The 25,563-nt window shown below is 55.9% G+C and carries 26 protein-coding genes and 2 tRNA genes; 21 read left to right on the top strand and 7 right to left on the bottom strand.

All coding sequences use genetic code 11. The features are described 5' to 3' along the window. Positions 1-20: 20 nt before the first annotated feature. The gene (locus F1002_RS21520) at positions 21-236 is read right to left on the bottom strand and encodes a DUF6693 family protein (RefSeq protein ID WP_150430004.1); all 216 of its coding nucleotides are present in this window, start codon (positions 234-236) and stop codon (positions 21-23) included. Between the two features lie 62 nt (positions 237-298). Continuing rightward, positions 299-3,379 carry a DNA methyltransferase gene (locus tag F1002_RS15770; RefSeq protein ID WP_150430003.1) on the bottom strand — a complete coding sequence of 1,027 codons (3,081 nt, stop codon included), beginning with the start codon at positions 3,377-3,379 and terminating at the stop codon, positions 299-301. A gap of 99 nt (positions 3,380-3,478) precedes the next feature. Here F1002_RS15770 and F1002_RS15765 point away from each other — a divergent pair, with 99 nt between their 5' ends. Both F1002_RS15765 and F1002_RS15760 read left to right on the top strand, forming a co-directional pair. After that, positions 3,479-4,054, top strand: a complete 576-nt coding sequence (locus tag F1002_RS15765; protein ID WP_150430002.1) for a hypothetical protein — start codon at positions 3,479-3,481, stop codon at positions 4,052-4,054. Then, positions 4,047-4,388 carry a hypothetical protein gene (locus F1002_RS15760; RefSeq protein ID WP_150430001.1) on the top strand — a complete coding sequence of 114 codons (342 nt, stop codon included), beginning with the start codon at positions 4,047-4,049 and terminating at the stop codon, positions 4,386-4,388. Before F1002_RS15765 ends, F1002_RS15760 begins: the two co-directional genes overlap by 8 nt. A 201-nt stretch (positions 4,389-4,589) precedes the next feature. On the opposite strand, the gene F1002_RS15755 is transcribed toward F1002_RS15760, so the two are convergent. From F1002_RS15755 to F1002_RS21035, 5 genes are all read right to left on the bottom strand, one after another. Beyond that, complete coding sequence (locus tag F1002_RS15755) at positions 4,590-5,873, bottom strand: type II toxin-antitoxin system HipA family toxin (protein WP_150430000.1); 1,284 nt, start codon at positions 5,871-5,873, stop codon at positions 4,590-4,592. A 2-nt stretch (positions 5,874-5,875) separates the two neighbouring features. Further along, a complete protein-coding gene (locus F1002_RS15750; RefSeq protein WP_150429999.1) occupies positions 5,876-6,187 on the bottom strand; it encodes a helix-turn-helix domain-containing protein in 312 nt (103 codons plus the stop codon). A gap of 62 nt (positions 6,188-6,249) precedes the next feature. Then, the gene (locus F1002_RS15745; protein WP_150429998.1) at positions 6,250-7,248 is read right to left on the bottom strand and encodes a DHH family phosphoesterase; all 999 of its coding nucleotides are present in this window, start codon (positions 7,246-7,248) and stop codon (positions 6,250-6,252) included. A gap of 2 nt (positions 7,249-7,250) precedes the next feature. Then, positions 7,251-7,451 carry a SlyX family protein gene (locus tag F1002_RS15740; RefSeq protein WP_150429997.1) on the bottom strand — a complete coding sequence of 67 codons (201 nt, stop codon included), beginning with the start codon at positions 7,449-7,451 and terminating at the stop codon, positions 7,251-7,253. A 9-nt stretch (positions 7,452-7,460) separates the two neighbouring features. Beyond that, positions 7,461-7,598 (bottom strand): hypothetical protein, encoded by a 138-nt coding sequence (locus F1002_RS21035; protein WP_191090432.1) that lies wholly within the window; start codon positions 7,596-7,598, stop codon positions 7,461-7,463. Between the two features lie 102 nt (positions 7,599-7,700). On the opposite strand from F1002_RS21035, the gene F1002_RS15735 reads away from it, so the two are divergent. The 19 genes from F1002_RS15735 (at position 7,701) to F1002_RS15645 (ending at position 25,506) form a co-directional block, all read left to right on the top strand. Beyond that, positions 7,701-7,777: transfer RNA gene (locus tag F1002_RS15735), tRNA-Val, on the top strand. Positions 7,778-7,918: 141 nt separating this feature from the next. After that, positions 7,919-9,835: a threonine--tRNA ligase gene (gene thrS / locus F1002_RS15730; RefSeq protein WP_150429996.1), complete on the top strand. Its 1,917-nt coding sequence runs from the start codon at positions 7,919-7,921 to the stop codon at positions 9,833-9,835. 25 nt (positions 9,836-9,860) lie between these two features. Continuing rightward, entirely contained in the window at positions 9,861-10,382 is a 522-nt protein-coding gene (gene infC / locus F1002_RS15725) for a translation initiation factor IF-3 (protein WP_084019665.1), read from the top strand. A gap of 103 nt (positions 10,383-10,485) precedes the next feature. Beyond that, positions 10,486-10,683 (top strand): 50S ribosomal protein L35, encoded by a 198-nt coding sequence (rpmI, locus tag F1002_RS15720; RefSeq protein ID WP_150429995.1) that lies wholly within the window; start codon positions 10,486-10,488, stop codon positions 10,681-10,683. A gap of 11 nt (positions 10,684-10,694) precedes the next feature. After that, positions 10,695-11,054 (top strand): 50S ribosomal protein L20, encoded by a 360-nt coding sequence (rplT, locus tag F1002_RS15715; RefSeq protein WP_150429994.1) that lies wholly within the window; start codon positions 10,695-10,697, stop codon positions 11,052-11,054. Between the two features lie 85 nt (positions 11,055-11,139). Next, positions 11,140-12,186 carry a phenylalanine--tRNA ligase subunit alpha gene (pheS, locus tag F1002_RS15710; protein WP_150429993.1) on the top strand — a complete coding sequence of 349 codons (1,047 nt, stop codon included), beginning with the start codon at positions 11,140-11,142 and terminating at the stop codon, positions 12,184-12,186. Positions 12,187-12,207: 21 nt separating this feature from the next. Then, positions 12,208-14,592, top strand: coding sequence for a phenylalanine--tRNA ligase subunit beta (gene pheT, locus F1002_RS15705; RefSeq protein WP_150429992.1), 2,385 nt, complete (start codon positions 12,208-12,210; stop codon positions 14,590-14,592). 7 nt (positions 14,593-14,599) lie between these two features. Next, on the top strand, positions 14,600-14,908 hold the full coding sequence (locus tag F1002_RS15700) for an integration host factor subunit alpha (RefSeq protein ID WP_223879645.1): 309 nt from the start codon (positions 14,600-14,602) through the stop codon (positions 14,906-14,908). Then, complete coding sequence (locus tag F1002_RS15695) at positions 14,892-15,269, top strand: MerR family transcriptional regulator (protein ID WP_150429990.1); 378 nt, start codon at positions 14,892-14,894, stop codon at positions 15,267-15,269. The genes F1002_RS15700 and F1002_RS15695 overlap by 17 nt, the downstream gene beginning before the upstream one ends. 37 nt (positions 15,270-15,306) lie before the next feature. After that, positions 15,307-15,383 (top strand) — tRNA-Pro (locus tag F1002_RS15690). 374 nt (positions 15,384-15,757) lie between these two features. Continuing rightward, on the top strand, positions 15,758-16,102 hold the full coding sequence (locus F1002_RS15685; protein ID WP_150429989.1) for a hypothetical protein: 345 nt from the start codon (positions 15,758-15,760) through the stop codon (positions 16,100-16,102). Between the two features lie 2 nt (positions 16,103-16,104). Further along, on the top strand, positions 16,105-17,058 hold the full coding sequence (locus F1002_RS15680) for an MvdC/MvdD family ATP grasp protein (RefSeq protein WP_150429988.1): 954 nt from the start codon (positions 16,105-16,107) through the stop codon (positions 17,056-17,058). Next, a complete protein-coding gene (locus tag F1002_RS15675) occupies positions 17,051-17,806 on the top strand; it encodes a hypothetical protein (RefSeq protein WP_150429987.1) in 756 nt (251 codons plus the stop codon). Before F1002_RS15680 ends, F1002_RS15675 begins: the two co-directional genes overlap by 8 nt. A gap of 5 nt (positions 17,807-17,811) precedes the next feature. Next, entirely contained in the window at positions 17,812-18,510 is a 699-nt protein-coding gene (locus F1002_RS15670; RefSeq protein WP_223879636.1) for a hypothetical protein, read from the top strand. Between the two features lie 9 nt (positions 18,511-18,519). Next, positions 18,520-20,478 carry a large ATP-binding protein gene (locus F1002_RS15665; protein ID WP_150429986.1) on the top strand — a complete coding sequence of 653 codons (1,959 nt, stop codon included), beginning with the start codon at positions 18,520-18,522 and terminating at the stop codon, positions 20,476-20,478. After that, positions 20,472-22,550 carry a hypothetical protein gene (locus F1002_RS15660; RefSeq protein ID WP_150429985.1) on the top strand — a complete coding sequence of 693 codons (2,079 nt, stop codon included), beginning with the start codon at positions 20,472-20,474 and terminating at the stop codon, positions 22,548-22,550. Before F1002_RS15665 ends, F1002_RS15660 begins: the two co-directional genes overlap by 7 nt. 249 nt (positions 22,551-22,799) lie before the next feature. After that, on the top strand, positions 22,800-23,519 hold the full coding sequence (locus tag F1002_RS15655; protein ID WP_150429984.1) for a DUF6088 family protein: 720 nt from the start codon (positions 22,800-22,802) through the stop codon (positions 23,517-23,519). Next, positions 23,516-24,595 (top strand): nucleotidyl transferase AbiEii/AbiGii toxin family protein, encoded by a 1,080-nt coding sequence (locus F1002_RS15650; protein ID WP_191090431.1) that lies wholly within the window; start codon positions 23,516-23,518, stop codon positions 24,593-24,595. Before F1002_RS15655 ends, F1002_RS15650 begins: the two co-directional genes overlap by 4 nt. Then, the gene (locus F1002_RS15645; protein ID WP_150429983.1) at positions 24,592-25,506 is read left to right on the top strand and encodes an AbiJ-NTD4 domain-containing protein; all 915 of its coding nucleotides are present in this window, start codon (positions 24,592-24,594) and stop codon (positions 25,504-25,506) included. Before F1002_RS15650 ends, F1002_RS15645 begins: the two co-directional genes overlap by 4 nt. Positions 25,507-25,563: the final 57 nt, after the last annotated feature.

Below are 25,563 nucleotides of genomic sequence, written 5' to 3'. Positions count from 1 at the left end.
CACAAGATCAGCCATGCCGATCAGGCGCCTGGCTCACTCCGGATGTACGGCTCGGTCCCTACACCACCCCCCGAAATTTCGTGCATCTCAGTTTTGTTGATGATCAGCCTAATGAAGAAGTACGCGAAGAAAGGCAGCGCCAAACCGAAGGTGCAGACTACCAAGATGATCCAAACCAAGGTTTGAACAAGTACGTCACCGAAATCCAACGTGCAGACAAATTTGTAGCGTTTCATGCATTCCCTTTCTTGAGTTTGCGCGTTGTACGGCGCAAAGCTGAATAGATAAAACTACTAGCTCACTTTTTCTTTTGTTGGGGCACTGCTGCAGCAGCGCATGTCAAATTAGTGATCGGGTCTTTGGACGCCTTCGCCGCTTCCGCTTTTTCCTTTTCGGCCTTGAATGCAGGAAAATCGATGTATGCCTTTGTTCCAAGGGCCATGCCAAACAGCAACGCAATCGCGGACCCCCAGGCGAAACTCAAACCCCAATCGAATTTATTAAATCGTGCCTCGTGGTTGGCTCCCACCTCTTGGACCGAAATACTGCCCATATTGAATTTTCGGTGATCGTCGCCAAGGCCTTTTGTTATGTGGCAGAGCCGATAATATCCAGCGGCAATCGTTGCGCCTGCCAGAAAAATACCGACGATAAAGGCCGCAAGGGTTGCATATGCCCACGGGCTTGTATATCCAGCCGATCCCGCAAATGCCATCAGTGCAGCAACTCCCCCTCCGTTGGCTGTTGTTAGGAATGTGACAGCATGTCCTTCGAATGCTGACACCATTGCAGAACATCTCTCCCATTCAGTGGCGAGATAATCTTGAAAGCCCCTACCCATTCGAAGCGCCCATATTTCGTGAAAGCGTGAATGGAGAATACCAAACGTGGTGTCATCGGAGCGCGCAAACACAATGAGCGCTTGATCTGGACATACTGTTGAGTTGAGCCACACGAAATAGCGATGCTTTGAATGTGCAATGGTGGCAATGAACCGGTGCAGGCCAGCAAGGGCGTGACGCAGGGTCGGCCGGGCTTCCGCGTGACGCCACCAATGGCGGCGGTAAGACTCGCGGTTGTTACGATCACGTTCGGGCTTCACGTACTTCAGGACATATGAAAACGGTGCTTCGTATAAAGAAGCATCAGCTTCATTCATTTCAGTGCCGTAATCGATGATCCAGCCATCTAAAGCGCGCCCCGAGAGCATCAGACCATTCGCCCACGGGCGTATTACATCACTGTTTGGTTTTCCATTCGGATTGGGCAGCGGCAGCCATGAGCGGGCTAGCTCGCCCGAGATGTCAAAACTGGCTTTTTTAGATGTGCCTTGGAAGCTGACGTTAATATTTTCTGTTAGGCGCTGTGTGCGCGTTAAATCAAGGCCTTCCGCGGTTAGGTCGGCTTGGATGCCAGCTACGGGGCTGTCATTCAATCGGGCTACGGCGCCGGCGCCAAAGCAGACCAACGACACCCTTACGGCAGCCCCTTCATTGACCCAGGGCTCATCAGACCATGCCTCGAAAATGCGCGAGTTGGCTACGATGTGTTCCAACACTTTGCGATTTGCACCGCCTCGAATGGAGTTGGTGGCTACTAATCCGGCACGCAGACATCCGCCCTTAGCGATGGCAGCACATGCCTTTTCAAACCAATATGTGACTAGATCTGCCGCACCGGGAACGCGTCCCTCGTAGCAGAGCCGCAAGGAGTCTACATAGTTGTCTCCGAGTTTGCCTCGCATGACTGAACCGCCGAGAAAAGGTGGGTTCCCAACGATGCAGTCGGTAATAGGCCAAGCCGGCTCTGTTCCGTCTTGACTAAGAATGGCATCGCGGCATTCGATATGATCAAGCTTCGCCAAGATTGGGTTTCTGCGAATTTCGTAGCCGTGGGCAAGCATCCATTGAATCTCGCCAATCCAGATGGTCACCCGTGCCAATTCTGCAGCGTAGGGGTTGATTTCAATCCCCATAACGTTGGCAGGGCAGGTCTCGATGATCAACTGCCGATGCAGTCCCAATGCTTCAGCTTCCAGATTGGCGCGGTGTTCGAGATCCTTTAACGCGCGTAGGGCTAGGTACAGAAAATTCCCGGAACCACAGGCGGCGTCAAGTACCCGGAAATCCCGCAACCGGCAGATGAAGCCAAGAAAGAGTTTCTTTGATGCTTTGGCCGCCTTGGTCAACCTACCTTTCTGGGCTTCAACCTGTTTGGCCAATTTAGGCTGCAGTTCCCGAAAGCTCGGATGGCCTGAATTGGCGTCATTGCCTTCGGATTTAATCGATCTATTAATTCGGGCGTCCGCAGTTACCTTTTCAAGTGCAAGATCTTTCCCGGCCGCAGTGAGCTTCGCACGAATCTGTCGCTTGATTTCTTCCCATTCCTCGGCGAGGGGCTCGGCAATCACCGGATGAATGATTTTGCGTATTGTGTCTGGATCAGTGTAATTTGCCCCAAGCTGTGCGCGTAGCGCTGGGTCCAACCCGCGCTCGAACAATGTCCCAAAGATTGATGGCTCGATTTGCGACCAATCCATACGTGCTGCGTCCAGCAGTGCAGCAATTTGGCTGCTGCCAAGCGGAATCACCTCGATTGTTTCGAACAGACCGCCGTTGAACCAGGGAATATCCTCACCCCAGAATTCTCCGCCGATGCGCATGGATGCAAAAAGGTCGCTGAGATGCGCGGTAAGTCTGTTGGGGTTGCTCTGGCTTTTTGCCACGATATGCTGGAACTGCTGCCCCGGTAGCAGTCCGACGTCCTCAGCAAACATGCAAAACAGGCATTGAATTAGGAAGTGAGCGACCTTTTGAGGCGCGTGACCTTCGGATGCTAGAGTCTGTGCAATTTCTGCAAAGCGACCGGCAGCCTCGGCAGTGATGTCATGGAGTGTCAGGCGCGGCCGGAATTTTCCTGGGTCATCGAATACCCACCGCAGTTTCTGCAGATTTTCCGGAGCGCCAATATCTTGGAGTTGGATCGTGTGTGTCTCTGATGGCGTACCAGTAAAGTGCGTGTGAATCCGAATAACTTCACGATCGGAGACGACCAGGAGCGGCGGATTGTCAAGTGCCAGCGCGTAGGTCATCAGTTGCCTGAGCGCTTCATCCAGATTCTTTCCCGGCCGTTTGTTTTCCCAGGCAAAGCAGCCACGCTTCCATACATCTGCCCACCCACGTTTGGCTCCCGTGCGGCTGGCGCCTCGCTCGAAGCAGTAGTTGTCTGGGTCGTAGCCTGGTCGATCGACGTCAAGCAAGTCGCACAGATCCAGGAAAAAGTGGTGTGCGCCGGCGCGTTCGGAGGCACCGTTGTCATGCCACTTAGAGATAAATTGAGCTAGGAGCGTCGTCTGAGCAAAGCTGTCATGTGCGTACATGCTTACCCCCTTTATTTGTACGCTTAACGGCTTAAAATCTATGCTACTTGAGTGTATTTGTCATTAAAAATGCCAGATGGCATCTGAGGTGCTTCATCTATGGAATACAGGATTCTTGAAACCTGCCTATTTTTCCCGGGCATAACGCGAGTTGAATGTGCAAGTTGGGTGCAGGCATGGGGTTCGATCGGTGCGATTCTGGGGGCAATGTTTGCGGTCTATTGGGCCTACCGGCTTCAGGCCAATCAAAAGGCACGAGACGCCTACGATTCATACACCCAGTTCCTAGAGGTGCTGTTTCAGTTGGTCGGTGCAGCGGCTCAGATAGCCAAGAAGATTTTCGATAGTGAATTGAATGGACTCGTAACACCTGATGTGTACGCTTCGATGCACATTGAGCTATCGGCAATTCGCGACGCAATGAGAAAAATCCCGATGGAGCGCTTTGATCGATACGAATTTATCGAAGCATGGCTCGTGAGCGATGCATGTGTTCGTAAGCTACTGGCATCCATCAATCAAGTACGCTCCCCTGGGTATTCAAAACACCTTGATCCGCACTACATGCGCAATGTGGCGCACAAAATGAATCTGACGCTCGAAGACCGGGCAAAAAAGTTGATTGACGGCATCAACTTGAGAATAGCTGGGAAAGGGGATCGAAAACATGACTGAAGTACCTGTGTCTGTTCCAATCATCGCGGCTACTATCGGCGCTGGCGCTGCATTGCTTGGTACTGCTTTGTCATTCGGGCGCGACTGGTTTGTTCAGAGGCTAAAGGATGGTCAGCAACGGACATTTGTAGCAATTCGCCTAGCTGCAGAGCTTGAGGACTTCGCTATTGCTGCGCTCAAGCTGGCGCAAGACTTAAGAGTGCGGCATGGCGCGACGCCATACATCTCGTCAATTGATCCCGACGACGAATATGACGTTGAGTCGCATCTAAATGATATTGTTAGCGATGTGTTGAAGTCCAAGAGCCCGGCCGCAGAGATGACTGATTGCTGAGTGGCTACTCTCAAATCAGCTGCTAGCAATGAATGCATGGGGGTAACTTTGGGGGTAACATGAAACAAACAAAACAGCCGATCGCCTATTGGTGGCATGTTTTGCTGTTTGTTTCATTCCCTTCCTGGCACCATCAAGCAGTTGTTCATTGTCGTTCGTTGTCCATGGAACCCGCCGCGTGCGGGTTTTTTGTTGCCGGTTTCAAAGCGGACTGAATTGTCGCCCGATTCGCCCGATTTCGTCTGCTTCCACGCCCGCTTGTGCCGCAAATTCAGGCCAGTGGTCGATGGCTGCCTTGACTTGCCGGATGACCTGTTTGGCCGGGCCGATGCCGAAACGGTCGGCGACGCTCAGGCAATCGGCTTGAGTAATCCCGGAAAAACGGCCGCCGACGCCCATCAGGTGCTGGTAGGTCCATTCTCCTTGCGGATTGTAGGCATGGGTCACGTCGTAAGCGGGGGCCAGCTCCCACTGGCTGCCTTGGCGAAGGAGGAAGGAAAAGTTCTTGCTATGGTCGTCGCAGTTTGCCGCCATGATGTTGAAGACCATCCGGCGGAAAGCTTCGGTGAGTGCTTCGTGGCCGAGTCCCAGCTGCACGATGGTCAGGAACAACTGGTTGTAGTCGTGGGTTGCCTTTTGTTTGTAGTCGAGATGCGCCATGGCGCACAGCGTCTGCATGTGATGCTTGCGATTGCCGTCGCGGTCGAAACGGCGCGTCATGAAGTGGGCGCGACCGTTCTCCTCGAGGAGGCGGCAGGGCATCATGGCGATACCGGCTTCGCTAGCCATCAGGGAATAAGCGTATTCGATGCGTCCGTAATCCTGCGATGCGCCCAGCTCATTGTCCTTGCCCATGCCGTCGAACTTGAGCAGCCAGTGTTCGAAGCCGTCCTCGACGTCGAACTGGCCGGCCCGTATTTCGCTGGTGGCCGGGTTCCAGGCGATGGCTGCCTTGGCTCGCGCACCGCCGGCCGATGTGCCCACCTGGATGATCTGGGCCAGGGCGGCCTTGGCATGTGTGTCGGTGTCGATCTCGCCATGTACCGCCTGCCGGGCGCTGTCGACCAGTTTCGAGAGTTTGATCGCGGTCTGGCTGGCTACATTCGGCCCCCGCGTCGGGCGAAACTCCAATGCGCCCATGCCGCGTTTGCCCATGTAGGCGAGGCGGTCGAGTGGCGTAATGGCCGATTTCGCCACACCCTTGCCGGCCATCCAGGCGTCGATCAGGCTGTTGCCGAAGTCGTCGGGCAGGGCGTCCGCCAGCAGGGCCGGCAGCCGCTTGAAGCTGGCTTCCGGCAGATCGGTGAAGACGAAGGGCTCGCGGGCTTTTGCAAGCGGCATCGCAAGCGGCGCGAGATCGATGCCGGAAGCGGCAAAGCGCGGGTCGAATTCGAAAGCGTAGTAGCCCAGCCTGGGGTCCAGTGCAACCGCGCCGACGGTCTGCCCCCAAATACGCACCTCGATGGCGTTGACCGGCCGGTGCATGCTTACGCGCTCCTCTGTTTGCGGGGACGCGAAGCACGCTGGCGTTCGGGCTTCGTCCGGAGCATCTGCAACGGGCTGATCGAGACGCTTGGCGCCAGGGTCTCCAGCCAGGCGGCACGGTCAAGCGCACGCAGGGCCTTGATCAGGGTTTTCAGCGTACTTCCCTTGCCTGATTCGAGATTCTTCAGGGCGCTCAGGCCAATCCCGGCGCGGCTGGCCAGCGACTGCTGGTCGAGATTGGCGCGCAGACGAAGCTGGCGGACTTGCTCCCCCAGGTCGGCTTCCCAGTCTTCTGTTTTCTTTGAAATGTCCATTTAATGGATGCTTAAAAATCCAATATATATTGATTTATATACTATGGATTTAAAAACGTCTATTAATTGCTTGGGCTGCTGTCAATATTCAGGATTTCGCTGAAGAACTGGCCGGCAGGCAAGCGAAAGCCGGCTGCATTGGGGTGTCCGCCGCCACCGTAACGCGCCGCAATCACCGAGACATCCGGTGTGCTTCCCTTTGCGCGCAGCGATGCCTTGATCTCGCCATTGCCGGACAGCTGCCAGACAAGGCCGAAACTCGCTCCCTTTTCGGCCAGCAGGTTACCCAGTTCCGATGCAAACAGCGCGTTGGCATTCACCGCCAGGCCGCTGACGGCAAGCCAGCTCTGTTCGCCCGAGCTGATGATGTTCTGCCCGTGGCGAACGGCCTGCAAGGCATCGACCGGTTCGCCGCGCAGCTGGGCCGTCTGACACAGGCTGCCTTGGGCCAGTCTTTCAATTTCGCGCTGGAAGAATGTTTCGATGGCAGTTCCCGATTTCACCATCTCCAGGTAGCGCTCTGCCGATTCATCGCTGATTGCGGCAATCAACGCATGCCATGCCTCCAGGTCGAAAGGCATCAATCGCAATGCCCGGCAGAAAGGGCGCGTGCCGGGTAGCGCAAAGCGCCACATGTCCAGGTCTTCGATGTGCTGGATGGCCAGCGGTACCGGAGTGTCCGGATGAAAATGCTCCCATGCCAAGCGGGCGCCGGATTTGTTCAGATCGAAGTGGATGCTGAGTGGCAACGTCGGGTGATGGAAATGAAATCCCGCTTCATCCCGCAAGGCCGGAGCCGACCATTCTTTCAGTGCCGATGCATGGTGGTCGATCTGGGTGACCGAGCGGGCTATTCGGGCCATGCTTTCCAGCAACGCCGGGGGGAACGAAAAGTCGAGAATGAACACGTCGTGCCCGGCCACCTCGTCCATGCTCCAGGGGGCACCATGATGCATGGGGCGATAGGTGGCAGTATTTTCGTGGTGCCGCCAGGCGGCGTAAGCCGCACCGAAGCCATCCAGGCAATCGGCGTGGTAAAGAACGGTGACGGGGTGTCCCATATTCAATAGTGCGGCGGAATCTCGTCCCGCAGGCTGCGGAACTCCTGAGGCTGGCTGCTCTGAACTTGGTCGCGCAGGCTGCGCAATTCCTTCGCCAGCAGGTCTATCTGTTGTTGCTGGCGAAAAACGGTACGGTTAAGTTCCTCGACCAGATCCTCGGTATAGCTGATCTTGATTTCCAGCTCGGTGATGCGTGATTCCACATCTCTTCCTTATTTCTCGTTGCGCCAGTCGCGCAGGGTTTCCTTGGGGGGCGGCGGGGGTGTTTGGTCGCGTTGTCGAATCAAGGGCAGGGCGGCACCCAGGACGACAATGATGCAAATACCGAGGACGATCCAGGCGTTACTCATTACTACTCTCCAATGTGATTAAGATGAAGTGTACTGCGCTTCAAAAAAATCGCGAAAGGCTGTTGACAAGGGCGAATAAGGGTCTATAATGCGGCCTTCTTTAGGCGGTTAGCTCAGTTGGTTAGAGCGCCACGTTGACATCGTGGAGGTCGTTGGTTCGATTCCAATACCGCCTACCAAAATTCCTGATGAGGCTGATAATGCTGTTCCGAACTTGCACCGAAGTTCAGAAACTGTAATCGAGTCAGCTATTCGTCTATAAAAAAGTGCGGCTCGGGCCGCACTTTTTTTTCGTCCAGATTTTTTTCAGAGAATCCGCCATGCCCGATATCAAACTGCCTGATGGTTCCATTCGCTCCTACGAGCAAGCAGTGACCGTTGCCGAAGTCGCCGCCAGCATCGGTGCTGGTCTGGCCCGCGCCGCGCTGGCTGGCAAGGTCGATGGCGTTCTGGTCGATACCTCCTATTTGATCGACAAGAATGTCGATCTGGCGATCATCACCGAGCGCGATGCCGAAGGTGTCGAGGTGATTCGTCACTCGACGGCCCACTTGCTGGCCTATGCGGTCAAGGAGCTGTTCCCGGAAGCCCAGGTCACTATCGGCCCGGTCATCGAAAACGGCTTCTATTACGACTTCGCCTACAAGCGCCCGTTTACGCCGGAAGATCTGGTTGCCATCGAAAAGCGCATGGCCGAACTGGCCAAGAAGGATATCCCGGTCAGCCGCGAAGTCTGGGCGCGTGACGACGCGGTCAAGTTCTTCCTCGATCAGGGGGAAAAGTACAAGGCTGAGCTGATTGGCGCCATTCCGGCTGGTGAGCAGGTTTCGCTCTATCGCGAAGGCGACTTCATCGACTTGTGTCGCGGCCCGCACGTGCCGACCACGGCCAAGCTCAAGGTCTTCAAGCTGATGAAGGTTGCCGGCGCCTATTGGCGCGGCGACCATCGCAACGAACAGTTGCAGCGCATCTACGGCACCGCCTGGGCCAAGAAGGAAGATCTTGACGCCTACCTGCACATGCTGGAAGAAGCCGAAAAGCGTGACCATCGCCGCCTTGGCAAGCAATACGACCTGTTCCACATGCAGGAAGAGGCGCCGGGTCTTGTCTTCTGGCACCCCAAGGGCTGGGCGGTGTGGCAGGAAATCGAGCAATACATGCGCGCCGTCTATCGCAACAACGGCTACCAGGAAGTGCGCTGCCCGCAGATTCTCGACAAGTCGCTGTGGGAAAAGTCGGGCCACTGGGAGCATTACAAGGACAACATGTTCACCACGGCTTCCGAAAACCGTGATTACGCGGTCAAGCCGATGAACTGTCCGGGACACGTCCAGGTTTTCAATTCCGATCTGCGCTCCTATCGCGAACTGCCGCTGCGCTACGGCGAGTTCGGCTCCTGCCACCGCAACGAGCCGACCGGTGCGTTGCACGGCCTGATGCGCGTGCGTGGCTTCGTCCAGGATGATGGACACATTTTTTGTACTGAAGACCAGATTGAATCCGAAGTGACCGCCTTCAATGCGCTGGTCAAGAAGGTCTATGCCGATTTCGGCTTCACCGACGTCGCCGTCAAGCTGGCGCTGCGTCCGGATAGCCGTGTCGGTTCCGACGGGGTCTGGGATAAGGCCGAGGATGCCCTGCGCCAAGGTTTGCGTGCTTCCGGTCTGGAGTGGACCGAGTTGCCGGGCGAGGGAGCCTTCTATGGTCCGAAGATCGAATTCCACATCAAGGACGCCATCGGCCGTACCTGGCAGTGCGGCACCATCCAGGTTGACTTCTCGATGCCGGGTCGCCTCGGTGCGGAGTACGTTGCCGGCAACGACGAGCGCAAGGTGCCGGTCATGCTGCACCGCGCCATCCTAGGTTCGCTCGAGCGCTTCATTGGCATCCTGATCGAGAACTTCGCCGGGGCGCTGCCGCTATGGCTGGCGCCGGTGCAGGCAGTGGTGTTGAATATCTCCGAGAAACAGGCCGATTACGCTGCCGATGTTGCGCAAAAGCTGCATCAGGCAGGCTTCAGGGCCGAGGCAGATTTGCGTAATGAGAAAATTACCTATAAAATTCGGGAACATAGCTTGAACCGGCTGCCTTACCAGCTCGTTGTGGGCGATAAGGAAAAGGCGGACGGACTGGTAGCCGTGCGTACACGCGGTGGTCAGGATCTCGGACAGATGACTGTCGAGGCGCTGATCGAGCGACTCCATGGGGAAGTCGCGGCGCGTAGTGGCACGGCTTAATTATTGATATTTCGGGGGTTTTACCATCGCTCAGAACAAGGCCCATCGTTTAAACGATGAGATCACGGTGCCGGAGATTCGTCTCCAGGGTGTTGAAGGTGAGCAGCTAGGGATTGTGAATATCCGTACTGCGTTGCAGATGGCCGAGGAAGCCGGGGTTGACCTGGTTGAGATCGCGCCGACGGCAAAGCCGCCTGTCTGCCGCATCATGGATTACGGCAAGTTCAAGTACCAGGAGCAGAAGCGCGCTCACGAAGCGAAGCTGAAGCAGAAACAGGTGCAGGTCAAGGAAGTCAAGCTGCGCCCGGGTACCGACGAGAACGACTATCAGATCAAGCTCAGGAACATGACGCGCTTCCTGGAAGAAGGCGACAAGGTCAAGGTGACCCTGCGCTTCCGGGGCCGCGAAATGGCGCACCAGGAGTTCGGTATGCGCCAGCTGGAACGAATCAAGGCAGACCTCGAGGCCGTTGGTGCCGTCGAGCAGATGCCGAAGATGGAAGGTCGTCAGATGATCATGATCATCGGGCCGGCGAAGAAGAAGTAACAAGGCAGTACCCGCGGTTCGCCGCGGCAAAACAAGTGCTTTCGGGTAGTGCAAGCGTTCCCGCCGGGAACCACCTGACGGCATGACATTAAGGAGCATTCAAATGCCCAAGATGAAGACCAAGAGCAGCGCCAAGAAGCGCTTTTCGGTCCGCGCTGGTGGTTCCATCAAGCGTGGCCAAGCCTTCAAGCGTCACATCCTGACCAAGAAGACCACCAAAGTGAAGCGTCACCTGCGCGGTGCTACTGCTGTTCACGAGCGCGACGCAGCTTCTGTTCGCGCCATGATGCCCTACGCGTAAGGAGATAGAACATGTCCCGAGTTAAACGTGGTGTAACGGCTCGCGCCCGTCACAAGAAGGTTCTCGTTCAGGCCAAGGGTTACCGCGGTCGTCGCAAGAATGTATATCGCATCGCCAAACAGGCGGTGATGAAGGCTGGTCAGTATCAGTACCGTGACCGTCGTCAACGCAAGCGCCAGTTCCGTTCCCTGTGGATCGCCCGTATCAATGCCGCCGCTCGCGAGCTGGGCATGAAGTACAGCACCCTGATGAACGGTCTGAAGAAGGCAAACATCGAAGTCGACCGCAAGGTCCTGGCCGATCTGGCTGTCTTCGATCAGCCGGCATTTGCCGCACTGGCCGCCCAGGCCAAGGCCAAGCTCGGCGCCTGAGCTTAAGCTCTTGAAAAAAAAGGAGGCGAAAGCCTCCTTTTTTGTTTATTCGTATTGCTGTCGGTAGTTTTGCTGGAACAAGTCCATGGACAACCTCGATCAGATCGTTAGCGAAGCCAAAGCTGCATTCGCTGCCATTTCCGACCCGGACGCACTGGAGCAGGTAAAAGCCCGCTTCCTTGGCAAGAGCGGCCAGATTACCGAACTCCTGAAGGGCTTGGGCAAGCTCCCGCCCGAAGAAAAGAAGACTGCCGGTGCGGCAATCAACGTTGCCAAGACTGCGGTCGAAACCGCACTCAACGAGCGCCGTGAAGCCATTCGCAAGGCTGCCCTGGAGGCGCGTCTGGCCGAAGAGGCGCTGGATATCACGCTGCCCGGACGTGCCGAAGCGCGCGGTGGCTTGCATCCGGTGACGCGCACGCTGGAGCGCATCGAATCGCTGTTCGCCTCGATCGGCTTCGAAGTCGCCGATGGCCCGGAAATTGAAGAGGATTTCCACAATTTCACCGCCTTGAACACGCCCGAGGATCACCCGGCGCGTTCGATGCACGACACTTTCTACCTGCAGAACCCGGACGGCACGCTGGCCGACAAGGTGCTGCTGCGTACCCACACCAGCCCGATCCAAGCCCGCTACATGCAGGCCCACGTCGCCAAGTTCGGCCAGCTGGAAACGATGCCCGAGATTCGCATCATTGCGCCGGGCCGCGTCTATCGCGTCGATTCCGACGCGACGCATTCGCCGATGTTCCATCAGGTCGAAGGCCTGTGGGTCGGTGAAAACGTCTCTTTCGCCGATCTCAAGGGCGTCATCGCCGATTTCCTGAAGAGCTTCTTCGAAACGGACGACCTGACGGTGCGTTTCCGCCCGTCCTTCTTCCCGTTCACCGAGCCGTCGGCCGAAATCGACGTCGCTTTCATGAGTGGCGCGCTGAAGGGCCGCTGGCTGGAGATCGCCGGCTGCGGCATGGTGCATCCGAACGTGCTGCGCATTGCCGGCATCGATCCGGAAAAATACACCGGCTTCGCCTTCGGCTTCGGTCCGGACCGCTTGACCATGCTGCGTTATGGCGTTAATGACCTCCGCCTGTTCTTCGAAGGCGACCTGCGTTTCCTGCGCCAGTTCGCCTGATCCACTTTTCGAGACAAGCCCATGAAATTCTCCGAATCCTGGTTGCGTACCCTCGTCAATCCCAAGCTGACGAGCGAGGAACTCTCCCATCTGCTGACCATGGCCGGCCTCGAAGTCGAGGAACTCGATCCGGTCGCCCCGGCCTTCGACAGCGTCGTCGTCGCTCACGTGCTGGAGGTCGTCAAGCATCCCGACGCCGACCGCCTGAATGTCTGCCAGGTCGATACCGGCAACGGTACGCCGACGACCATCGTCTGTGGCGCGCCGAATGTCGCTGTCGGCCTCAAGGTGCCGAGTGCGCTGCCTGGCGCCCAGTTGCCCGGCGATTTCACGATCAAGATCGCCAAGGTGCGCGGCATCGAATCCTCGGGCATGCTGTGTTCGGCCAAGGAACTTGGCATCGCCGAAGAGGCTTCCGGCCTGCTGATCCTGTCGGCCGATGCGCCGGTCGGGCAGAGTATCCGCCAATATCTGGAACTCGACGACAACGTTTTCGAAATCAAGCTGACGCCGAACCGTGCCGACTGTCTGTCCTTGCAAGGCATCGCCCGCGAAGTCGGCGCCATTACCGGTGCAGCCACCTCGCTGCCGCAAGTCGCTGAAGTGCCGGCCAGCATTGCCGATACGCGCGCCGTCGTGCTCGATGCACCGGCCGCTTGTCCGCTGTACTACGGACGCATCGTCAAGAATGTGGACGCCAAGGCGCCGACGCCGGAGTGGATGAAGCGCCGTTTGGAGCGCAGTGGCATTCGCGCGATTTCCGCGCTGGTCGACATCACCAACTACGTGATGCTCGAACTCGGCCAGCCGCTGCACGCTTTCGACAACACCCGCCTGGAAGGCGCCGTGCATGCCCGCATGGCCAAGCCGGAAGAAAAGCTGCTGTTGCTCAACGAGCAGACCATCGCCGTCGATGCCGACGTGCTGATGATTGTCGATGAAGCCAAACCGCTGGCCATGGCCGGGGTCATGGGCGGCGAGGAGAGTGGTATCACCCTCGACACGACGGAGCTGTTCCTGGAGTCGGCCTTCTTCGCCCCAGAGGCGATTGCCGGCCGCGCCCGTCGCTACGGTTTCGCTTCGGACGCCTCGCACCGCTTTGAGCGGGGTGTCGATTTTGGCGGTACGCGCGCCGCTATCGAGCGTGCCACGCAATTGATTCTCGACATCTGCGGTGGCCAAGCCGGCCCGGTGGTCGAAGCCAAGGCTGAATTGCCGGCCAGAACGCCAGTTCGTCTGCGTACGGCTCGTGCCGAGAAAGTTCTTGGCCTGAAGCTCGGTGCCGAGCGTATTGCCGGCCTTTTCAAGGGGTTGGCCCTGTCCTTCGTGCAGCAAGGCGATGATTTCCTTGTGACGCCGCCGTCCTGGCGCTTCGATATGGAAATCGAAGAAGACCTGATCGAGGAAATTGCTCGTCTGTACGGCTACGACAACATCCCGTCGCCGGCACCGCGTGGCCGCATGGAAATGATGGTGCAGCCCGAGGCACAGCGCCCGCCTTACCGCATCCGCCAGATGCTGGCTGATCGCGGCTATCAGGAAGTGGTGAATTACGCTTTTGTCGAACAGGCCTGGGAGGCCGATTTCGCTGCGAAAGCCGACGAAGTCGACCTGATCCGTCTGGCCAATCCGATTGCCAGTCAGATGGCCGTCATGCGCTCCAACCTGTTCGGTGGCCTGATTTCCAATCTGGTCACCAACCTGAAGCGCAAGCAGAGTCGCGTCCGCCTGTTCGAGGTTGGGCGTACTTTCCATCGCGATGCTGCGGCGCAACCAGTTGCCGGCTTTCATCAACCTTGGAAACTTGCAGGTCTGGCCTTTGGTGGTGCGCTGCCGGAAGGCTGGGGGGCTGGTGCGCGCAAGGTCGATTTCTACGACGTCAAGGGCGATATCGAAGCGCTCCTGGCGCCGGCTGTGCTGCGTTTCGAAAAGCTGGCTCATCCGGCCCTGCATCCAGGCCGTGCGGCACGTGTTCTGTTGGATGATCAGGAAATCGGCTGTATCGGCGAACTGCACCCGGAATGGACGCAGAAATACGATCTGCCGCAGGCTCCGGTGCTGTTCGAGCTCGACTTTGCCGCGGTGAAATCGGTCCGAGTGCCCGCTTATGCCGAAGTTTCCAAGTTTCCGCCGGTAGTTCGTGACCTGGCGATCGTGGTTGATCAAAAGGTCGCTTTGCAGACGCTGCTTGATGGGTTGAAAGGCCAGATTTCGGGGTTGATTCAGGACATCCAGTTGTTCGATGTGTACGTCGGCAAAGGGGTCCCTGAAAACAAAAAAAGTCTTGCTTTCCGTATAGTTATGCAAGATACTCAACGCACTTTGCAAGATTCGGAAGTTGATGCTGCAATGCAGCAGCTGGTGTCCTGTTTCGAACAGGCATTCGGTGCTCAACTGCGTGCCTGACGGAACAATAACGATGACGCTGACCAAAGCCGAACTCGCCGACCTGTTGTTTGAAAAAGTCGGCCTCAACAAGCGTGAGGCCAAGGACATGGTTGAGGCTTTCTTCGAAGAAATCCGGAATGCCCTGGAAACCGGGGATGGCGTCAAGCTGTCCGGTTTCGGTAATTTTCAGTTGCGCGACAAGCCGCAACGCCCGGGGCGCAACCCCAAGACCGGCCAGGAAATCCCTATTACGGCACGTCGTGTCGTCACCTTCCACGCCAGCCAGAAACTTAAATCGGACGTTGAACTAGCCTTCGATGGAACCGCGGCATAAAACTGCAGGCGGCGATGAGTTGCCGCCGATTCCCGCCAAACGCTACTTCACCATTGGTGAGGTCAGCGAGTTGTGCGGTGTTAAACCTCACGTACTGCGCTACTGGGAGCAGGAATTCAACCAGTTGAAGCCGGTCAAGCGGCGCGGTAACCGCAGGTATTATCAGCATCACGAAGTCCTGTTGGTGCGCCGAATTCGTGAACTTCTTTATAATCAGGGATTTACGATAAGCGGTGCGCGCAATAGACTAGACGAAGGTGGTGCGGTCGAAGTGGCGACCGCCGAGGCGCCGGAAGCTGCCAAGATGCCGGGCGGCCTGCGCGGTGAATTGAAATCCATTATTGAGATGTTGCAGCTGTGAAAATGGCTGCATTTCAGATATAATGCACGGCTCGTGTCGGGGCGTAGCGCAGCCTGGTAGCGCACTTGCATGGGGTGCAAGGGGTCGCGAGTTCGAATCCCGCCGCCCCGACCAATAGAATCAAGCACTTGGGCCAATCTTCGGATTGGCCCAAGTGCTTTCTAAGGCCTGATTTCCGAAATTTCCCCCCACGTTTCCCCCCACAGATTCGTGGGCTGCTATGGGCTTACTGGATACGGCATGACACGAACGTGTTTCGTAAATTTCTTGCTCGCCGATTTGCCCGGATAAGAAAATCTCTGAGCCGTTTTGGCTATTGCTTCCATTGTCGAATGTCAGGGGAGGGGCAAATTCGCCCGCGTGGATGCCTGTCTGTCAAAAACGATAATTCCTGCTGGTTCTTCCGAATCCGAGACTTCGATTATTCGGGCTGAATACGAATAGAATGACAGGGACAATGATGCTTTATCCTGAGCACGGGGGAAGAGATGGCAAGACGCGCGGCAACAACGGAAATCGGTTCGAAAATTTCACCATTCTTGATTCGGGGAGCGGTGGAGCGCACTGGAAGTGACGATATTCCCGGCGGTTATTGTGCTGACCTGCACATGTGGGTGGTGGACGGTTGTCCGATCGTGGAAGCACGATGTGAAATAGCTGAATTAACGACAAAAACCGAAGCGCAGATTGAGCGCGACGATACAGGCGAGTCGTCGTTGCTGGAACTGCAGACCAAGACGTTGTCTCAAGTTGAGCGAGATGATCAGGACTTTGGAATCGGTTTGCTCGAACTTGCCACCAAGACTGCCAATAGACCGGAACGCGACGACTGAGTATGTATTTGGTTGTTACGAACAAAAGGGACCTGACCAGCGATTTCATTATTCTCGAACTTAGGCGACGCGGTCTGCCATATCTTCGGCTTAACACTGAAGAAATTCCCGTTGCTGTCTTTCAATGTACCCCAAGCACTGAAGGTACATGGAGGTTCGAGTTGCCCGATGCGTCGTTTGATCTGACACAGATAAAGGCTGCGTACTTCCGTCGCCCTGGAATGCCAGAACCGATGCCACAGGTCCGTGACGCGGAGCAGAACTACTGTACGCAAGAATGGCATGCCACTTTGCAATCCCTTTATTGGGCAATTGGGGAACGTTGGCTTAACCCGCCTCATTTGATCGCCTTTGCGGAAAACAAGATTTATCAGCTGACGCTCGCGAACTCCCTGGGTTTCATGATTCCGGATACGTTGGTAAGCAATGATCCCCTTGCCATTAAGAAGTTTGCCGACCGCGGGCAGATTGTCGGGAAACCGTTGAGGAATGCGGTTGTGGCGGGTGGAAATCGAGAGCGCGTGTTATTCACCACTCGTGTCTCGATTGATGAAGAAACCGATGCAGATTCAATCAGGGCGTGCCCGATGATCCTGCAGAGGGAAATTCGGAAAAAATTTGATGTTCGAGTAACGGTTGTAGGTGACCAGGTATTTGCGGCAACCATCGATTCGCAAAGCGATCCGGCCACCGAAGTGGATTGGCGGCGAATGTCCAACGCAGGCTTGGAGCATGCGGTATATCAATTGCCGGAGGCTATGGCCGACTGTTGTATTGCTCTCACGCGGAAATTGGGTTTGAGATTTGGTGCAATAGACTTCGTGCTCGACCAGGACGGCCAACTCTGGTTTCTGGAGATCAACCCCAATGGCCAATGGGGATGGATCGAAACAAGAACAGGGCATCCAATTGCCGCAGCCATCGTGTCGGAATTGGAGCGAATCGCAAATGCGTGAGCTAACAAATATTCTTTGGCCTCGCCCCGAAGAGCTTTCTGCTATAGAACTCGAGAAGTTTAGGCAGATGGACCTTGAACTAGACGCACAAATCAATGGCCTGCCCGACGTCGATGAGAAGCAGCTGGCCGCATATCTGGAAGCAGTTCAGCGTATCGCTGATGAAGAGGGAAAAAGAAAGGCTGGAGCAGAAACAAGAGGGACAACGTTTATTGCGGCTGTCGCAACCTTGATTCCTTTGATGACGTGGGCTCTTGGAAATACCGATCGTTCGATCTGTTCTGGAGGGTGGGGCTGTTTTACCTGGACGACCGTTTTCTCACTAGCTGTCATTTACTTCGTTACCGCCGCATATTGGTCGCTCAAATCTTTGGCCGTCGCTAACTTTCACGTTATTGGTGTGGAAGACATTGTCCTGATCTGTGAGAAGAAAAAAGACATTATCAGGGAACTGATCCAGCAGACTCTACTGCAGGCTCGGAAGAATCGAGACACGATTAACGAGAAGCTGACCTTTATAAAAATTGCGCAGCGCCGTTTTTTTAATGGCCTTGCCATTCTGGGCCTGTTGTTAATGTTCGATCCACTATCCAGGTTTGGGACATTTGCTTTCCTCGCGTCGAAGCTTGAAGTGTCGGCCACGCCGAGCGTTGCCGGCCCTTCAAGTTGCGTACCTGTAAACCTATTGATGCCATTCAAGCCTGATCTGCCAAAAAATTCAAAGTCGCAGGTGACCAAGAGCGATTAGCGTCCGTGCTTGGCTATATGTTTGATCGGGGGCGTGATGATCCAACCAATGCTGAGAAGAAAGGGAAAAATGTGAACGCTCGTGCACCGCACCGTGATGCAATCCGGATACTGTTCATTCTGAACGCTGGTGGTGTGCCATTGACCGATCCCAACGATCTCATGGTTGCGAAAATTTTCAGAGGCGAAGCACGTTTGCACGCCTTCGACTTCTGGATGCGTAATCCGGATTACCTGGCGAGCGAACTGCTGGATGCGTATGGCGAGACAGGTGATATCCGGCATCTTCAAGCAGCCGAAGCGATCTTCGCGAGCGATGAACCGGATTTGCGGCGCGTTCCAATGATCCGCTACCTCTTTGGCGCCTATGAGCGCCTCGATGATGCGCTTTCCTTGCTTCGATCTCGTGATCTGGTACGCATCACCGGGATCAAAGGAAAAATCAAAGTTCATGAGACCGATTTCATTCTGACAGTTCGTGGAGTGGATGTCTGCGCAAACGCAGTGGTACAGGAGCCGATTTTGGAGTGGTATGCCCAGCGGGCCGCGCTCGTCTCTGAGATCGCAGGTACACGTGGTGGTGGCGCCCTCAAGGAGAAACAGTACCAGCAGGCAACGTATGCCCAAACCCAACTCGGTGGAATCATTCCTCCCATTGGGTCCGACGTACAAAGAAGGTTGGAACAACTAAGACAAGCCGCCTAAGGGGGGAAGATGGCAAAAGACAACATGGAGTGGCTGGAGGCCATAGCCAGCCGGACCAAGGTCGATACAAACCGCGTAGAGTCGGTGTTGACTGCGCGACATATCGTGCCGACGCCAGTCCTGCCTGCCCCACGCAGGATGAAACTTCTGAGCATATCTTTCAGTGGGGTTAAGCAAGGGGTAAAGGATGCTGGGCCGTACGTTTTTGAATGGAAAGACCTAAGCATAGGGTTGTGGGGAATGATGACGGACCGGAATCTCCGGGGGAAATCGTCAATCTTCGAAGTCGTGCGCTGGTTGATACGTGGCAGACCTTCATCCAATCTTCAGGATGACGTCAAGGCTTGGATACACAACGCTTGTCTGCGCTTCGATCTGGATGGGCTCGTCCATGAAGTGCAACTCGACTGTCAAAATGGCATCAGTGGCATGTTGTCTCGGCGTTCGTCGCCGACAGCGGAGGCTACGGTGCTCGCATCGTTCAGTAGCGAAAAACAATTCGAAATGGTCATGTCGGACTTCTTTCTGCACGCCTTCTCGATGGAAGCCCTTACTACGTGGCGAGAAAGCGATTCCGACGAAAAGTCCGGGCAGGCAGTCATTCATGGCTGGCCGGCGTTGTCAGGGGCAATGTTCATCGGTACCAACTACGACGTAGTGTTGGGCGATCTGCCGGCCACCTCAGGAACGCAGCCCCGTCTCATGCAGATGTATTTGGGGGTGCCGTGGGTTTCCACATTGGCCTCGGCATCGGCGGCGTTGAAACTGGTGGAGTCAAGCAATGATCTCGAAACGCGTCGGCGCAGTCGGGGCGCGCGGGCCAGGCAAGCGCGCGTCAAGGAAATAGAAGCGCAGCTTGCCGAGAAGCGAGCGGCGTTGAGCGCGCAGCCGTCGGACGAGGAGATTCGGGCCGAACTGTCAGAATTGAGTCGCCGATATTCGGAAACGAAACGGCGGGAAAAAGCGATGCAGGAGCGTCTTGACCGCGAGACGCTGGCCGAGCAGCAAGCAAGTGCAGCCTATCTTGAGGATCGTCGGGAACTGCAGGCTTACAAGGATTCGACGGCGGCTGGTTCCATCTTTCGCTTGCTTGATCCGACCTGCTGCCCGCGCTGCGATCATGAAATCGATCCGGATCGGAAGAAAAAAGAAGCGCTCAATCACTCGTGTTCGGTATGTGGAGAGAGCATCTCAAGCAGCGAGGATGCGGAGGGCCTGAAGCAAAAACTGGAGGCGAGCGTCAAGGCATCGAAAGCCGCGTTCGACAAGGCTGAGAAGAATCGTAGGCAGGCCGAGGAAAACCTGATGGCCTTGCAAGCTGATTTGGAAACCATCCAGGTCAAGAGCGAAGCGCTGACAAAACAGCTCGGTTCATTCGAAGCCAGGAGATTGTTGTCCAACGAGATCGCTGTGCTCGAGGGACGCCTTGAAGAGGCAAACTTTGATTCTGGTACCGATGACGTCGCCGACGATGGTGAACTTGCCGTCCTCAAAGCCATAGTGGGTGAGACCGAAGCACGACTGAAAGCTGTTCGTGACAAATTCCTTGAAGAGGTTTCGACCAGCCTTCTCCATTTTGCTCAGCGTTTCGGAATGCACAGCTTGTCGAAGGTCCAGCTGCGGGGGAATGCAAATCTGCTGCTGGAGAAAGGGGGGGCCCACACCTCATTCAGCAAGGTGACAAAGGGAGAGCGCCTCCGTTTGAAGGTCGCTACGGTCCTCGCCATGATTCAGGTGGGCGAGCGCAGGGGCGTTGGTAGACACCCGGGGCTGATCATGATCGATTCGCCTGCGGCCCAGGAAGTTGCACCAGAGGATCTTCGTGAACTGCTTTCTGGTTTAAAGACTGTCTGCGAGGAACTCCCTCATCTCCAGATTTTCGTCGCGGGTATGGCGTCGAAGGCGATGAGCGATCACATTCCGTCCATCCGTCGTCGGGAAGCAGCCAATGGAGACTACCTATGGTAGTGGCTAAGTCTCCGCCACTCTTGCACCCGCTGGAAATCAAGCTGCAGTCCCTGCTCGCTGAAGGCAAGTCGCCGAACGTTGCCGATCTCGGTGGGGTCGAGGCGATTGTCGGGGAGGCGCCATCGTTGGCGATATCTCCACTGGCAGGCGAGATTTTGTCGGTGGTCTTGCGAGATTTGGGCGATGTTGCCGTCCAAGACACACGTCCATGGCATGAACTGATCGCCATCCTGATACGTGGTGCCACGAGCGACATTGTATTGATCGAGATGGTCGACGCCCTGGATACCTGCCTGCAACTGCCTGACGCAATTGCCAGTGACGCCTTTACGGTTTGCCTCGAAAAGGCGAGCAATTCTTCAGGCAAGTTAACGGGTTTTGCGCGTGCAGTAGCACTTGAAGGTGCTTTCCGTTTGGCGGTCTCGAATCGCCGAATGCAATTTCGCTTACTCGATGCTCTGCTGGGCATCGAAGTGTCGGATGAGCCGCAATTCCTCCGCTACGCCGCAAAGATCATGGGAGTCGCCCATTCGCATTGGCGGGAAACAGAATTGGTCGCAGCCCTCCAGGCTCTCACCGATTGTGACGAGGCGGCTTATGAAGCCAGCTTCGAATTGGGGATGGCATCTCTCACTTTCGCACTTGATGAGCCGCATCGAGAAGCAGCAAATTCGTTTTTCCGAGATTCCTTGCAATGGTTCAGAAGGGCTGAATCAATGCGTGAGGCGACCCCAGAAGCAACGCTCTACGGCGAATGCCTCATGCTTCTCACTGACTTCGAGGCACACAAGACGGTAAATGAGTTGAGGCAGCGTAGCGCGGTGATTCAGAAATCCGCTTTCGAGCTTCTTGCATGGCATGTTGACGCGAGTTTGCCGGCCTGGCTTGGGGCAAGGCATGTTCAGGCAGCTTGCTGGAACGATCTCGCCGGAACTCTGGCGTCGCTTGCCGACAGTTTGCAAGAGATTAGCTGGTGGGAGCCGAAAGTCGTGATCGAACGGCAGGTTCTCTCTGCTTACTGTGCAGGACGTGCGATTCTAAAACGAGGCCATGATGGCTATTTGGAGACGTTGATTCGGCCCAGGATCGAGGTGTCAATTGCACAACGAGAAGGACAAGCCTACCTCTTGAAATGCTGGCTACAGCAGAATCTCAACCACCAACTGGTTGGTGAGGTCGATGCAATCTTGAGTGGTATAGACCGCCTGATGTCCGCGGGCGCAGCGGTGCCGCGAAACCCCACTGAGGCAGCCGCCATTTGGGCACCGGTTGCTGCCATACTTTCACAAGCCCGCTGCAGCGAGGAAACGAAACGGCGGATTGGCGAACTTGTCGCAAATGCGTTGGCATTCAGCCTTGAAAACCTCAGTGGTGCAGAGATCGATATCTTTGATCATTGTCGTTCTTCGGTTGAGAATCATCCGGATCATCGTGACAACGCGCGTGGAGCCAAGCTGTTCGATGCGGTGTTATTGTGGACTGTTCGTTTCCTGAAGAATCGACTTGAAATGACCAAGAAGGATGATCCTTCGGTTACCTATCTTTTCGAGACGGCCGACGGTAGCTTGGTACCGGAGAGCGCTCTTCAGGATGATTACTTTCGCTGGCTGTGCACCCAGTCTGCATCAGGGGAGATGGAACCGACCAACCTCGGTGGCGGACGGGCCGACGTGGCGCTGAAGAATACCGGTGAGCGCATCGTAATCGAAGTTAAACGCGAGTTGCAGGATGCATCGTTTGACGCTTTAGCCAAGGACTATGCCGGGCAGACCACAGACTACCAGAACGTTAGCATTCGATTGGGGTTCCTGCTGGTGCTTGACCTGACAGGGACGAACACTGGGGGCACACCGCACATTCGATCGCTGATTCAATGCCGTTCGATACATAGAATAGGAGAGTCCGAGCCACGGTACGTCGTGATCGTTAAGGTGCCGGGGCGGCGTAGCGTGCCAAGTGCAATCATTAAGAGCGCAAAGCTATCTGCCGCTACCGGCAAGTCAAAGCGTAAGAGAACTCAGAAAACTAGAGTCGTTGGTCGGAACACCAAGAATCAGCCTGTATCGCTTTAGGTCCCGCTGCGAGGCTGGCTCCGACGATTTATGAGCAAAATCAGCCGGGTATTACCTCTATCTCGTTCGACGTGAAGTGTTAATCAGGTTGCATCTAGCAGGAGCGTATGGCAGCCATGGAAATTCCTCGGCTCCGGTTTAAATCTTTCGCATGTCACCTTTGTGTGTCCGAAATGTATCTACAATTTTCGGACATTTTCTCTTGCTAGTTGTCCGAAAAAATTATACAAATATCGGACAGGAGGCCATGTGTCAGATATCAAATCCGCCATTTCGTCGCAAATCAACGCCGCAGGTCCAGGCCACGTCTGGGTACCGACTGACTTCGTGCATCTGGGCAATCGGGATGTGATCGACAAGACCCTCCAGCGCATGGTGCTGGCGGGCGATTTGCGGCGTATCGACCGAGGCTTATACGACAAGCCTAGTATTAACCGTCTGACCCAACGTCCGACAACTCCAGACTATCGAGCAATCATCGATGCCATCGCAAGAAGGGACCAACTGCGTTTGTTGGTGGATGGCATGACTGCCGCCAATGACCTTGGCCTGACGGATGCTGTCCCAGCTCGCGTGACCATCCATACCGACGCACGCCGCCGGGCGATCAAGCTCGATAAACTCGTTATCGATTTCAAGCAAACGGCACCCAGTCGTCTCTATTGGGCCGGGCGCCCCGCCATGCGGGTTGTACAGGCTCTGCATTGGCTGAAGGACACCTTGGTCACCGACCATGACCATATTGTCAACCGACTGAAACAGCTACTCGTCGACTCCGATCAGGGCGTTGCAATCTGCCAGGATCTACGCAACGGGTTCAGCTTCCTGCCGGCCTGGATGCAGGAACTGATCCGTGATCTGCCCGGTTGCGATCCTCGGGACACCGTATCCGGAACACAGCCAATACACAGTGGCATTAAATCATCAGCCAATTCATCGCGGCGCGAAGGCATAAGGAGAGCCAATTGAATCCGTCCTTCCGCGAAGTCATCACCGCTGCCGATGGCGATCGACTCGATTTGTTTCTCGGTGCTGCTGCCCGCATGGGTACGGCGGTTCAGAACGTCGAGAAGGATTTCTGGGTGTGCTGGACTTTGGATGCCTTGTTCAATGGCTTGGCTGCCGGCGGACCTCGTCTCTTGTTCAAGGGAGGTACCTCTCTGTCCAAGGCCTTTGGCCTGATTTCACGCTTTTCCGAGGATATCGACATCACGGTTTTTCGTGACGACTTGGGGCAGGCTGCCGAGGTAGCGGAACTGGATGCCTTGAGCGGTAAGAAACGCCGAGCACGCCTTGAAGCTATCCGGGTCGCTTGCCAAGCCTATATTGCCGGCCCATTAGCGGATCAATTCAATCAGATTGCCGGTGCGGTTATTCCCGATGGTCGCTTCAAATTGGAACTCGACCCGGACGACAAAGATGGTCAGACGCTGCTCTTCTGGTACCCCGCAGTTACCCCGACAACCAACGACTACATCCGATCCGCCGTGAAAATCGAATCCGGCGCGAAGTCGGCTCTCGACCCTCATATCGCAGCATTGGTGAAGCCTTACGTGGCGCAGGATTTACCTGCATTCGATCTCACCGTCCACAACATCACCACCGTAAATCCGGAGCGTACGTTCTGGGACAAGGTCATCATCCTGCATGGCTTGCGGCAATGGCATGACCGCCGTGGCGAATTAAGGCACGGTGGTCAGCGCGTCTCGCGTCACTACTACGACGTACATCAGTTGATGCAGACGGCCGCCTCGCCGAAGTGGCAGGCCGACCAAGCACTCGCCATGGATTGTGCGCACCATGCCCGACTGTTCTTCGGGAGTGCCGATCTGGGCTTGGATATCGCTCATCCAGGAACATTTACGCTGGTCCCGAGTACTGCGATGTACGAAGCCTTATCCAAGGACTACGAAGCCATGGCAGGCATGGTCTTTGGCGAGGTCCCGAAGCTTGAAGCGGTGCTAGCCAGCGTCGAGCAATTCGAACAGACCATCAACCGCGCTATGAACGCGGACAAGTTGGCGCAAGCGGGACAACCTACATGAACGATTACTTCAGCGACCGCGAAAACGGGCCGCGAGCCCGAACCGAGCAGGTCATTTCGCCTGAGGTCTGGGCTGGTTTGGTGGCGACTGTACAGGCGCTGGTCAACAGTGGAGCCTTCGGACTGCGTTTTCCGGAGCGCTGCCCGGATGGGCAAGCTATTTGCGGCTGTGACCAGGATGCCCTCGGTGCTTCGGTCATTGCAGAAATGCCGGGATTAACGTGGCCCCTTGAAACCGCCAGACTGGTGGAAGATGGGTTCCTGCGGCAGCAGCAGCCGTTTGTGCCCGACACGTTATTGATCCTGGATTTCGTCGAGTTCGTCTACGCTTCGGTGGCGAAGCCGATTCCAGGAAAGCACCACGACTTCTTCAATCATCACCATTTCACCTTCGACCAACAATCCGGGCAGGAAGAGTTCCGGGCGACGGTCAATCGCATCTTTGCGCGCAACGGCGTGGCCTTCGAAATGCTGTCAAATGGTCGTATCGTGCGTGTTCTTCCGCCGGTGTTGGGCGATGAACTCAAAAGGACTGTGTTCCGGACGGGGGACCGAATCCTCGACAACCTGTTGGAAGAAAGCCGCACTAAATTTACCGATCGTAATCCTCTCTTGCGGCGCGAAGGTCTGGAGCGTTTGTGGGACGCATGGGAGCGACTCAAATCGCTCGCTGATCCCGAAGATAAGAAAAAATCGATCAAGATCATTCTCGATGCTACCGCCGATGAGGTGACGCTTCGGCAACGTCTGGAAGACGAAGCAAGAGAACTGACCGATATCGGTAACAGCCACCTCATTCGGCACACGGAACTCACGCAGATCCCGGTAATCGACGTCGATCACGTCGATTACCTGTTCCATCGCTTGTTTGCGATGATCCACCTATTGTTGCGAAAGAAACGACCTGTCTAGCGATTTTAGCGGTGCTTGGTAGTGGCAATAGCGATTGACTGGAATCAGGGGCTTGCT

The organism is Dechloromonas sp. CZR5 (assembly GCF_008711155.1).
In the GTDB taxonomy this organism is placed as follows: Bacteria; Pseudomonadota; Gammaproteobacteria; order Burkholderiales; family Rhodocyclaceae; genus Azonexus.
The sequence above is the reverse complement of the archived record's forward strand: the minus strand, read 5'-3'. Positions and strand labels throughout refer to the sequence as shown.